General features: G+C 53.8%; 8 protein-coding genes. 4 read left to right on the top strand and 4 right to left on the bottom strand.

Annotated features, from left to right (window positions below; genetic code table 11):
* The first annotated feature begins 7 nt into the window (after window positions 1–7).
* Both CRO33_RS04195 and CRO33_RS04190 read left to right on the top strand, forming a co-directional pair.
* On the top strand, window positions 8–1,123 hold the full coding sequence (locus CRO33_RS04195; RefSeq protein WP_097117145.1) for a lactonase family protein: 1,116 nt from the start codon (window positions 8–10) through the stop codon (window positions 1,121–1,123).
* 348 nt (window positions 1,124–1,471) lie between these two features.
* Window positions 1,472–3,571, top strand: a complete 2,100-nt coding sequence (locus tag CRO33_RS04190; protein WP_097117273.1) for an FUSC family protein — start codon at window positions 1,472–1,474, stop codon at window positions 3,569–3,571.
* Here the strand turns inward: CRO33_RS04190 and CRO33_RS04185 are convergent.
* Window positions 3,568–8,157 carry an ATP-dependent helicase gene (locus CRO33_RS04185; RefSeq protein WP_097117144.1) on the bottom strand — a complete coding sequence of 1,530 codons (4,590 nt, stop codon included), beginning with the start codon at window positions 8,155–8,157 and terminating at the stop codon, window positions 3,568–3,570. The genes CRO33_RS04190 and CRO33_RS04185 overlap by 4 nt on opposite strands.
* A gap of 113 nt (window positions 8,158–8,270) precedes the next feature.
* Here CRO33_RS04185 and CRO33_RS04180 point away from each other — a divergent pair, with 113 nt between their 5' ends.
* Window positions 8,271–8,822, top strand: a complete 552-nt coding sequence (locus tag CRO33_RS04180; protein ID WP_034823536.1) for a YbhB/YbcL family Raf kinase inhibitor-like protein — start codon at window positions 8,271–8,273, stop codon at window positions 8,820–8,822.
* 36 nt (window positions 8,823–8,858) lie between these two features.
* On the opposite strand, the gene CRO33_RS04175 is transcribed toward CRO33_RS04180, so the two are convergent.
* Both CRO33_RS04175 and CRO33_RS04170 read right to left on the bottom strand, forming a co-directional pair.
* Window positions 8,859–10,289 carry a purine-cytosine permease family protein gene (locus CRO33_RS04175; RefSeq protein ID WP_058960550.1) on the bottom strand — a complete coding sequence of 477 codons (1,431 nt, stop codon included), beginning with the start codon at window positions 10,287–10,289 and terminating at the stop codon, window positions 8,859–8,861.
* 209 nt (window positions 10,290–10,498) lie between these two features.
* A complete protein-coding gene (locus CRO33_RS04170) occupies window positions 10,499–10,774 on the bottom strand; it encodes a VF530 family DNA-binding protein (RefSeq protein ID WP_097117143.1) in 276 nt (91 codons plus the stop codon).
* Window positions 10,775–10,883: 109 nt separating this feature from the next.
* Here CRO33_RS04170 and CRO33_RS04165 point away from each other — a divergent pair, with 109 nt between their 5' ends.
* The gene (locus CRO33_RS04165; RefSeq protein WP_034823530.1) at window positions 10,884–11,192 is read left to right on the top strand and encodes a hypothetical protein; all 309 of its coding nucleotides are present in this window, start codon (window positions 10,884–10,886) and stop codon (window positions 11,190–11,192) included.
* A gap of 3 nt (window positions 11,193–11,195) precedes the next feature.
* Here the strand turns inward: CRO33_RS04165 and CRO33_RS04160 are convergent, their stop codons facing one another.
* Complete coding sequence (locus tag CRO33_RS04160; protein ID WP_097117142.1) at window positions 11,196–11,855, bottom strand: DUF1345 domain-containing protein; 660 nt, start codon at window positions 11,853–11,855, stop codon at window positions 11,196–11,198.
* Window positions 11,856–11,863: the final 8 nt, after the last annotated feature.

The following is an 11,863-nucleotide window of genomic DNA, read 5'->3' as shown; positions in this document are numbered from 1 at the left end:
ACATTAAATGAAGAAAACCTTTCACATAGCCACATTACTTACGGCGATGGCGCTCAGCGCACCATTGCTGGCAAAAACTTTTGTCTACGTATCAGAAGCGGATGATGGCACCATCGCCCGCTACACGCTGAACGAACAAACCGGCGCATTGCAGTTGATGGGGCGCACTCAGGCAGGCGGAAAAGTGATGCCGCTGGCGTTGAGTGCTGACCACCAGCATTTATACGCGGCCATTCGCAGTAAACCACTGCAACTGGTGAGCTGGCACATCGATCGCGCGACGGGCGACCTTAATCAGAGGATTGCAGTGCCTGCCATGGCCAGTTATCCCTATATCAGCACCGATAAACAGGGGCGATTCCTGCTGGGCGCCTCCTACGATGGCGATGTGGTGCATGTCTATCGGCTAGCCAAAGATGGCAAGGTGATAGCACCGCCGGTGGGCAGCTACAAGACTGGCCATGCGGCACATTCGGTGATTGTTGATAATGCCGGTAAAACCGCCTACGTCGGCAATCTCGGTACTGACCGCGTATTGCAGTTGAAGCTGAGCGAGGAGGGGGAACTCAGCGCGCTGGGCAACGGTTATGTCAAAACCGCCGACGAAAATGGCCCGCGTCATTCGGTGTTATCACCGGATCAACGCTTTCTGTATAACGTCGGTGAGATGGGCGGCATCATCACCCAGTTCCGTCGCGAGCCGAGTGGCGAACTGGTCAAAGTCAGCGAAACCCCCAACGCCGTAGCCACAGAGTATAAGTTGCAGCATGGACGTGAGCGACCGGCAGGTTACAGCGATACCACGCCACGCATCTGGTCAGCCGATATTCATCTGACGCCAAACGGTCATTTCCTGTTTGTGACCGAACGCACCAGCAGCACGGTGAGCGGATACCGCGTTGATCAACACAGTGGCAAACTGACGCTGATAGGTAGTTGGCCAGTAGAGAAGCAGCCGCGCAGTATTGCCATAACACCGGACGGCAAATGGCTGATCGCCAGCGGTGAAAAAAGCGCAGTGACAGGCAGCTACGCCATTGATGCCAAAAGTGGTTCGTTAAAGCGTGTGGGTGAAGCGCCTGCTGGTAAAGATGCGAACTGGGTAACGGTGCTAAGTGACTGAGTCCCCCTTGCGATGATCTGGCGCAATGCTCTGCGCCAGATTGCGCGAAATGTTTTTATGGAGCCGTTGTAATCATTGAGGTTGTTTAGAAAAGTGTGATCCAGGACACATTTATACGACTGATGACAGGTTGTGAAGCAATAGGCTTATAAATCAGAGAGATTCTGTAAATAGAAGCTGAATTTGCATTTAGTCCATTAGTAACCCTTAATAATTACCCTGATATTGATTGCCTGCCAATATCACCAATTTTGATGCTGTAACAACCTGACATATTTATCGCCGTGAGTAGATTGAATATTCTGGCAGGATACGCCGCACTTAGTGCCGTCTGGTCTCAATACTGTCATGCAGTGGTTTTCAAAAAACGCCGTTTTTTTTGCTGTAAAAACCTGTCTGGCTGCCTTTTTGGCATTGTACTTCTCACTGGAACTCAACCTGGATAAACCCGCCTGGGCCATTACCACGGTTTTCATTGCCTCTCAGCTTTACTCTGCGTCCACCATTTCGAAATCACTGTTTCGCATGCTCGGCACCTTGTTAGGCGGCGTGTTTATCTTCTTTGTTTTTCCCGTCACTGTTGAACACCCCTTACTTTTTAGCTTCATTATCTCACTGTGGGTGAGTGTGTGCCTGTACCTTTCCCTGCACGATCGCACGCCAAAAAGCTATGTATTCATGCTGGCAGGTTACAGCGCTGCCATCATGGGATTTCCTGAGGTGATGACGCCGCTGTCTATCACCAATACCGTGTTATCCCGCATTGAAGAGATCGCTGTTGGCACTGTGTGTAGCAGCCTGGTACATGCGCTATTGTTTCCGGTCTCGATGCGTAGTTTGCTGGAACAGAGTGTCAGCCAGTGGTATTTGAATGCGCGCAAACTTTGCCACGATTTGCTGTCCGGTATTCCGGGGGATAAGTCTCCCGAACGCGATGAAATACTGACGCGTATGGCGACCAATCCGCAGCAAGTGGAAATTTTGATCACGCACTGTGTTTACGAGGGTGATGCCGCGCGCCGTTTGATTCGTCTGGTCAGCGTGCAGTATCAACATCTCTCTTATTTAATCCCCACGCTCACTGCGATTGAACTACGCCTGCAGCGATTATCGGCATTGCAGATTACCTTCCCGGACAACGTCGCGGTAGCATTCCGCCTGTTTTTGCATTGGCTCAACGATGGCGAAGCCGTGGGTGAAACCAGCGGTATCCAGCTGGAATTAAGCCGTTGTCAGAGTGATATCAACCAGGCCTGGCGTAGCGGGGAGCTACCGATTGAACACTGCCTGCTGTTTACCGGTTTGCTGGAGCGCATGGCGGACTTTGTCCGCATTGCGGGCGCTTATCAAAGCGTCGGCGGGTTGGTCAGCGATCTCTCGGGTGACACCACACCCGCACGCGGCAAACGTACCCATCGTTTCTATGACAAAGGGTTGATCAGGCTGTCGGCCTTAACCGCATTCTGCGCGATTTTTGGTTCCTGTTTACTGTGGATTGGCACGGGTTGGCACGACGGTGCCTCAGCACCCGTAATGGCTGCCATCCTGAGCTCGCTCTTTGCCAGTATGGATACGCCACTGACCTCAATGAAATTGTTTGTGCGCGGTGTAATTGTGGCCATCTTCATCAGCGTGATTTATGTGGCGTTGCTGTTACCGCAGGCCACCTCATTTGAAGCGTTGATTATTTGTCTGGTGCCGGGCTTGCTGATACTCGGCCTGATGATTGCACGCCCCTCAACCAATATGATTGGCATCAGCGTGGCTATCCAGATTCCCGGCTTTATTGGTTTAGGCCATCATCTTAAGCCCGATCTGGTGTTGTTGATTAACAACGCGATTGCTTCGTTGGCTGGCGTGCTATTTGCCGTCATTATGACTGTATTGATGCGTAATAAACGGCCTTCATGGACGGCGCGTCGTGCGGTTCGTCAGGGGTTACGTGAGCTATTACGCTTTATCAAGGAACTTGAACGTACCGGTTCATCGCTGCTGGGCAGACAGCGTTTCATCAGTTTGATGCTGGATAAGGTCAACGTGGTGTTACCACGTTTACGACTCGATCCACAGCCGGATATGTCGACCGCCGGGATGTTGTTAACGGAGGTGTGGCTGGGCGTGAACAGCTTTGATTACTACGCGCGACACAAAGATCTGCTGGCAAAACATCAGCTGGACAGTGGACAGATGTTTCACGAGCTTGCCTTATTTCTGAAACGGCGTCTGAAATCGCTGCAAACACGACCACACCAGGATTTGCTGGACGAACTCGACTGGCTGTTGCTGCTGCTGGAGCGGCTGGCAAAGCAGGATGACGGGTTACTCACACCGCTGTTTCATCTGTTTAGCATTCGTCTTTACCTGTTTCCTGAGCAAGCGTGGCCCATTGCCACGCCGCGCCAGTTGGAAAGAGTGCAACTGCAGGATTATCGTCAGCGCGCTTATTAACCGTACCAACTGTAACCTTTGGGGACACGTGAGAAACCCGCCTCTTTCAACGCTGCGAGCAGGTTGGATTGTCCGACGGGTCGATCGTTAACCCGTTCCAGCGTGAAATTAAGATGCTTTTCGCGGCTTAACGCCTGGCCCAGCGCAACCAGTGCGGCATGAAGATCTTCGTCGCCATCCTGCGCATCAAAGGTCATCAGCTCTTTACCTCCAGGGGGAAGGTAAAGCAGGACACGACCACTGGCGATGACCGTAAAAGCACCCGCACGGCGCGTGGGTTTGGCTCCTGTAAGGCTGAGCGGCCATGGTAGTGTTAAACCGAAGGGGTTCGCGGGGTCAACTGCGGATAATACGACAGGGGGATGTCGCACTGACTTGCCAGCGTCGAGTTGACGCAGACGATCAATAGCAGGGTTATCGGCAAACTGTGCCGCGCCCATGCCTGCAATAAAACGCCCACGCAACAGTCGCCCGGCATCTTCCATCCCGCGCAACACCGGTTGCAACGCCGGAAAGCCGCCGGGAATCTGTTCGGCGATTGCGGCACCACGCGTGATGACACCAAATCGATCCAGCATATTTTCTGCCATTGACAGCGCGCGTTCGGTGTCCGCAATCGGCTGGCGGGGGATCAACGACCAGCGACCAGCCATAGCGTGAAGTGAGAGTCGTGATTCGACCGGGCGACTGGCGCTAAAACTGGATCGACTGTGCCGTCCGTGACGAGCACGTACAGGGCGTGGTTTGGGTGTGATGGTCATTTGGCTGAGATTACGCAACGCCGACCAGGTATCAATGGTGAGGACGCCGCGCCAGACTAGTTGCCAAAGAGCCTGATAAATCTCCGTCGGATCGATTATTTCTCCGTTGTCCCGGATTTCGGTTATGCGCGGGATCAGTTGTTTGACGAACCAACCCGCGCCATCCTGCATCAGCGTCACTAACTTATTTTCAATAGGTGACAATGTCACTGAATGGTCCAGGGCAGGCAAGGTTTCGCTGGCGAATTCACTTAAATGCAGGGAAACAAAGCCGTCTTGCACATTTGATGAAGTATGACCGACCCAAATGACCTCGCCCGATGAGAGCAATTCATCCAGCATGGCTGGCTGATAATCCCGAATGCGTGCAGGGAAGATTTGCGATTCCCACAGTGATACCGGCAGCACCACGCCTGCCAGTTGTTCAACGACTCTCATTACGCCATTCAGACCGGAGAAAGCGCCTTGTGGCTGTCGCGCGTTCGCATCACTCAACAGCCCCTGACGCTCAAGCAGAAACGTCACATAGGCGGGCGGTGCAACGGGTTGAGTGGCGTCGCGCACGGATTGTAACGATCGCACACGTAAGCGGCGAAAGACGCTTTCTGCTGCCCACTGCGTGGACTCATCAGATCCTGAAGCGAGAAAATCGCCTTTAAGTAATTTATTTTGCTGGCGAAGCTGATCCAAAGCTTCATCCACAACGGCGCGACCGAGGCCAAAGCGTTGAGCCACCTGCAAACTGGTAAACACGGCGTGGGTGCGGGCGTAGCGCCCTAATAGATCCTGCAATGGTCGGACGACCGGTTCGAGCAGTGCAGCCGGGAGGCCTGTCGGCAACACGCAACCCAGCGCATCGTGCAGACGTACCGCATCTTCAGCCACTGCCCAGCGTGCGATACCCGCGATTTTCACACTGACGATCCGCTGCGCCTGTTGCAGCGCGTGTAAGCCGGGCTCAAGGGGCTCATCGCCATTGAAGCGTGCAACAAGTTCTTCGGTTGATAACGGACCCAGTTCGCGCAGCATATCCACCAGAGCCTCAATAGTGCGCGCCTGATACTCTGCCACGCAGCGCTGTAACTCCTGTTCAACCCGTGCAATCACGGCGGGTTCCAGTAACTCACGCATCTCCGCCTGACCCAGGAGATCACTCAGCAGATTGCTGTCGAGCGCCAGCATTGAAGCGCGTCGTTCAGCCTGCGGTGCATCACTGGCATACATGAACTCGGCGACGTAGCCAAACAGCAGCGGTGCGGCAAACGGCGAGGGCGTTTCGGTGGTGACTTCTGTCAACCGCACATCACCCTGATGTAATCGCGCCATCAGGTGATGCAGCGCGGGTAGGTCGTATACATCCTGCAAACATTCGCGTGCCGTCTCAATCAGGATCGGGAAGTCTGTAAACTGACGCGCCACTTCCAGCAACTGGCTCGCGCGTAAACGTTGTTGCCAGAGAGGAGAACGTTTGCCTGGATTGCGGCGTGGCAATAGCAGGGCGCGGGCAGCACATTCGCGAAAACGTGCGGCGAACAGCGCCGAATGCCCGACTGATGCCATGACGATACGTTGTAGTTCATCAGGTTCGAATAAAAAGAGCTCGGCACCCGGCACCCGACCGTCACTATCGGGGAAGCGTGCCACGATACCGTCGTCGCTGGCGACCACAGCCGGATCGATCCCCATGATGCGGCCAATGCGTTCTGCCACCGCCAGCGCCCAGGGCGCGTGCACGCGTTGACCATAAGGGGAGTGCAGGATCACGCGCCAGTCGCCGGTTTCATCCCGACAACGCTCAATCAACAAGCTGCGGTCGGTGGGCAACTCGCCAGTTGCCTGAATTTGTTCGGCGATCAGGCTTTTAATATTGTGTCGGGCATTGGCGTCAAGACTGTCACCGGGTAGTGACGTTTCACTATGGGCCTGTCGTAAATAACCACCAATCGCTTCACCCAGTGTCGCTGAACGGCCGAGACTGTCGCCATGCCAGAATGGCAGACGCGCTGAACGGCCCGGCGCAGGCACCACCACCACCTGATCGTGGGTGATTTGCTGAATACGCCATGATGTTGCGCCAAGGGTAATGATGTCGTTAATCCGCGACTCATAAACCATCTCTTCATCCAGTTCCCCGACGCGTCGTGCGCCCGTCTGTTCTTCACCTTCGGGCAGCATAACGCTGAACATCCCGCGATCCGGGATGGTGCCACCGCTGGTGACAGCCAGGTGCTGCGCGCCAGGCCGTCCAGTCAGGGTATTATTCTGTCGGTCCCAAATTAGGCGGGGTCGCAGGTTGGCGAACTCATCGGAAGGATAGCGCCCGGCTAACATGTTTAGCACCGCTTCAAATGCGTGACGTGGTAACGTTTTAAACGGTTCTGCACGCCGTACCAGCTCAAACCAGCTGTCGATTTCCAGCGTGTCCATTGAGGCGGCGGCGACCGTGTGCTGAGCCAGCAGGTCCACCGGATTGTGTGGCAGGGTAATCGCATCGAGTTCACCCGCCAACATCGACTCAACAATGACAGCCGCATCCACCAAATCGCGTCGGGTGCGCGGCCAGATGATGCCTTTCGGCGTACCGCCGACCTGATGACCCGCGCGCCCGACGCGCTGGAGCGCACTGGCAACCGAAGGGGGCGCACCAACCTGAATCACCAGATCGATATCGCCCATATCAATACCCAGCTCCAGGCTTGATGTGGCGACCACGCAACGCAGCTCGCCCGCTTTGAGCGCGTTTTCAATTTCCAGCCGTTGTTCTTTAGAAACAGAACCGTGGTGGGATCGGGCCAATAAGTCATTCGGTGTGACGGTGCGTTTCTCTGTACCGCCGGTAAAGGAACCGTAGGCAAAGGACTCTTCTGGCGCAGTGGGCTTTTCTCCGAGGCGACGCGTGTAGAGCTCATTCAGCCTCGCGGTAAGTTTTTCAGCCAATCCGCGGGAATTGGTAAACACCAAAGTGGCGCGATGGCGTAACACCTCATCCAAAATCCCGGCTTCAATGTGTGGCCAGATGGATCCTGCGGACAGTGTGGCATCCTGCACTGAACGGCTATCGGGGCGCTGCTGAATATCCGTCATATCTTCAACAGGCACCCGGATAGTTAATGCTAATGGGCGCTGAGCTGTAGGATTCACGATCAGCGTTTCGCGACTCCCACCTAGAAACCGTGCGACGGCCTCCGGCGGTTTTACCGTGGCGGAGAGGCCGATACGCTGCGCAGGGTGCGTTAGCAGCGTATCCAGCCGTTCAAGGCTGAGCGCCAGATGCGCGCCGCGTTTGCTGCCCGCGATGGCATGTACTTCATCAACAATCACCGTAGAGATGCCACGCAGCGTGTCGCGGGCTTTTGATGTCAGCATCAGAAATAAAGATTCGGGCGTGGTGATCAAAATATCCGGTGGGCGCCGCTGTAATTTTGCCCGCTCGCTGCTGAGCGTATCGCCCGATCGCATGCCCACCTCCAGGGTGATCTCGGCTTCACCGCGTTTGCGCCGCTCTTCAGCCACCCCCGCTAAAGGCCGTTGCAGATTGCGCTGAACATCCGCCGCCAGCGCTTTCACCGGAGAGAGGTAAAGAATGCGTGTTCTGTGACTTCGTTCGGGGAGATCTTCGGCGCTGCGTTCACGAAACAGGGCATCAATCGCATAGAGAAATGCCGCCAGCGTTTTACCAGAACCGGTGGGCGCAATCACCAAACAGTTCTTACCGCTCGAAATGGCCTGCCAGGCTTCATGTTGTGCGGGCGTCGCCGCTTTAAAGGTGTCGCGAAACCATTGCTGCGTGGCGGCGGTAAACAACGCGAGTGAAGAGGCTGGCATCCGATGCTCCTGGGGTTTCAAAGAGGACTTTCAGCAGTGTAGCCTGCAGCATGATTGTGAGCAGGTTATATACTTGATGTTTTGGCTGATTTTTTCATCAACAGGAGTGAGAAATGATGATGTTCAAACGCGCACTATTATTGGCGTTGCTTCCGGGAACCGTGCTGGCTGCCCCGATATTTACGCTGCAATCATCGGATTTTAACGACAGTGCCATGCTGGATAAAACCTTTGCAGGCAACAACAAAAGTAACCCGTCATGCACCGGCGACAATGTATCTCCCGCTCTAAGCTGGTCAAATGCACCGGCCGGCACCCGTAGCTTTGCGCTGATGCTGACCGATCCCGTAGGAGGAAAAGGCTTAGGCGTGACACATATGGTGGCCTATAACATCGCGGCGGATCGCACGCAGTTTGCGCAGGGCGAATTAAGTAAAGGCGAAGGATACACTGGAGGTAAGAATTCGCCGGGCACCACAAGTTATTACGGTCCATGCCCACCAGTGGGAAGTGGCATACATCATTATAACTTCGTGATGGTGGCAACAGATTTGCCGGTAAATCAATTACCTGGCGGACTGACACATGATGAGTTGATCGCCAAATTGAAAGGCCATACCTTGGGGGCTGCCACCATTGTGGGACGGTTTACCAACGATAAGTAAGTCATACGGCCGCCTGAACTGGCGGCCGTGACAACGTCACTCTACAGGATAGATAGACTCTGCCAACGCGCCCCGACGATCCAGTCGGCGTGCGGCTAACCACAGCAATGCGGTGACAAACCAGCCAATAATCCACGACACATCATTGCCTGCAAATATCCAGGTCAATGAGCCATGGTGCAGCGGATTATCAATAAACGGCAGTTGCACCATCACACCCAGGAAATAGACCACAATCCCTGCCCAGTTCCAGCGCCCATAACGACCATCAGGCTGTGAAAGTGCCGGAATATCCACGCGCCCTTTGGTGATGAGATAAAAATCGGTAAGGCTGATTGCGCTCCACGGAACAAAGAAGGCCAGCAGGAACAACAGGAAATGGGTAAACGACTTAAGGAAGGCCGGTTCACTGATCAGGGCGATGATGCAGGCGATCGTGACCATCAACACCACAAACAGAACCCGACCGCCACGGCTGAGGGACGTTTGCTGCCGGAAGCCTGACACGATGGTGGTGAGTGACATAAAGCTGCCGTAAGCATTCAGGGTAGTGAAGGTAATCTTGCCAAAACAGATAGCAAAGTAGATCACCATTGCCATGGTCGCGCTACTGCCCAGACCCACGATATATCCCACTTCATTACCGGAAAACGCTTTTCCGGCAATCGCCGCCACAATCACGCCCAACGTCATTGAGGCTTGGGTGCCTAAAACGGTGCCGAAAAACACCGAACTGAACAGCTTTTTCGCCGAGACGTTAGCCGGCAGGTAGCGTGAGTAATCAGACACATACGGGCAAAAGGCTATCTGCCAGGAGGATGAGAGTGAAACGGCCAGCAGGAAGTTGGCAATCGTGAAGTGCTGATTTTGCCACACGGCCGACAAATCATGCGTGGAAAGCAGGGTGATGAACAGATAAGCGAAGGCCAGCACACCGATCACACTCGCCACTTTACCCAACTTGTGAATCACCCGATAACCGAGCACCGCAATCACCACAATGATGGCGCTGAACAGGATCATACCCGTCGCGTTGCTCACATTAATCAGCTTTGCCAGTGCCTGACCGGCCAGCACGGTGCCACTTGCCGAAAATCCAACATACATAATGCATACCAGCAGCAGCGGGATCACCGCACCAAACACGCCAAACTGCATGCGACTGGTGATCATCTGCGGTAAGCCAAGACGTGGGCCCTGAATGGCATGCAACGACATGATGGCGGCACCAATAATCTGGCCCACTAACAGGCCCACAAGCGACCACACCACATCGCCGCCCAGCACCACGGCGAGCGCACCGGTGACAATGGCGGTGATTTGCAGATTACCGCCGAACCAGAGTGTGAACTGGCTAAAAGGGTGGCCATGACGTTCACGGAGCGGGATGTAATCGATAGATCGGGTTTCAGACAGGCGCTGGTTTTCTCTGCCTGAATAATCGGCTGCAGGTGATTCGGCTGACATAGTTTCCTCGCTGAAACAATGAACGCAGTGCGTTATGTTATTTTTGTTTATCAGTTGTGTTTGCAATAGGCGATACATGTATATACATGTATCGATATTGTCACGCGAGAAAAGAAGTTACAAGGCAGCCTGTCATTGGAAAATGTGATGACGCTGGCAAGGTTGTCATCAAAAGGAAAGGGGGAAGAGAGGGTAAGCCGCTGTGATTATCAGTGGCCCTGGGTCCAGGGATTAAAATCGCTGTCAGCTGAATTTTGTGTGTCGGGTTCATCCAGAGAATCCAGGTACAGCGCTTCCACTTCAGCACGCGCCCATGGAGTGCGACGCAGGAATTTGAGGCTGGATTTTACGCTGGGATCGTTTTTAAAGCAGTTAATATTGATGAGTTTACTGAGTTCAACCCAGCCATAACGCACCACTAACGCATTAACAATCATTTCCAGCGTCACGCCGTGCATGGGATCTTTAGAAGAGTGAGGGGTCATATTACGTCCTAATTTGCAGGCGGATGATTGGCGGGCAAGATTACAAGAAAGCCGTGCCGGCAGCAATGGTGTAGACTTGAGCTTAGCCATTTACTGAGGAAATAACGCGATGAGCGATAAGAAAATGATTTCAATCGACCAGTTCAATGAAGCTGAGCGAAGTGAAGTGGATGAAATCTTCAAAGGGTTAATGGAAAAACATCGCCAGCGCAGTGGTAAAGAGCCTGATGCGAAAAAAGAGAAAGAATATACCGCAGATGCGCGTCAGCAAGTCATGACCAGCAAGCTAGCCAAAGAAAAAGCCAAAGCGGACAAAGCAAAGAAAACACCTGCGCGCCGCAAGAAACCTGAAGCGCAATCTGCCAGCGAAGTCAGTGACTTCAACTGGTCTGCCTCAATTAATAAAGGACGTCGTTAAGCGTTAACTCAGCAATCCGGCCCCCACATTCACCGACAATCCCAGAATGGCCAGATTGAAAATAAACGAGATCACCGATTGCAGCAGCGCCAGCTTGCGCATTTCGGTGGTGCCCGTTGCCACATCAGCGGTCTGTGATGCAACCGCGATGGTGAATGAGAAATAGAGAAAATCCCAGTATGCCGGTTCGTCCGGTTTTTCCGGGAATATCATGGGCGTGACATTTTGACTGCGATGCAAATAGTGTTGATGCGCATAATGCATGCCAAACGAACTTGGCAGTAATGCCCATGAGACAATCAATGTCATGGCCGTCAGCAGCAGATGTAACACGCGTGGCGTGCCGGTGAGATGTTTGAGCGCCGGCAGTTCGCTCATGATTGCCACGATGCTGATCATGCAGGCCACAATGACCATACCCAAAACTAACGCAGCGCTCTGATCTTGCATCTGAGCGATACGTTTGATCTCGCCAGCATCGGTACGCAGCATGCGAAACCAGATAAACCACAGATAAAGCCACGCCAGCACATTCCAGCCAATCAGCACGCGTTGCAGTTCTCCCAGTTTTGCAGGCAGTAAGAAATAGCAGACGACCCCGGCAACAATCGATATCAACAGACGTAGCCGCGCGAACAGATGTGTGGTGAGCGAAAAGGGCATGATGTTTT

The organism is Pantoea sp. GL120224-02 (assembly GCF_900215395.1).
Taxonomy (GTDB): domain Bacteria; phylum Pseudomonadota; class Gammaproteobacteria; order Enterobacterales; family Enterobacteriaceae; genus Pantoea; species Pantoea communis.
The sequence above is the reverse complement of the archived record's forward strand: the minus strand, read 5'-3'. Positions and strand labels throughout refer to the sequence as shown.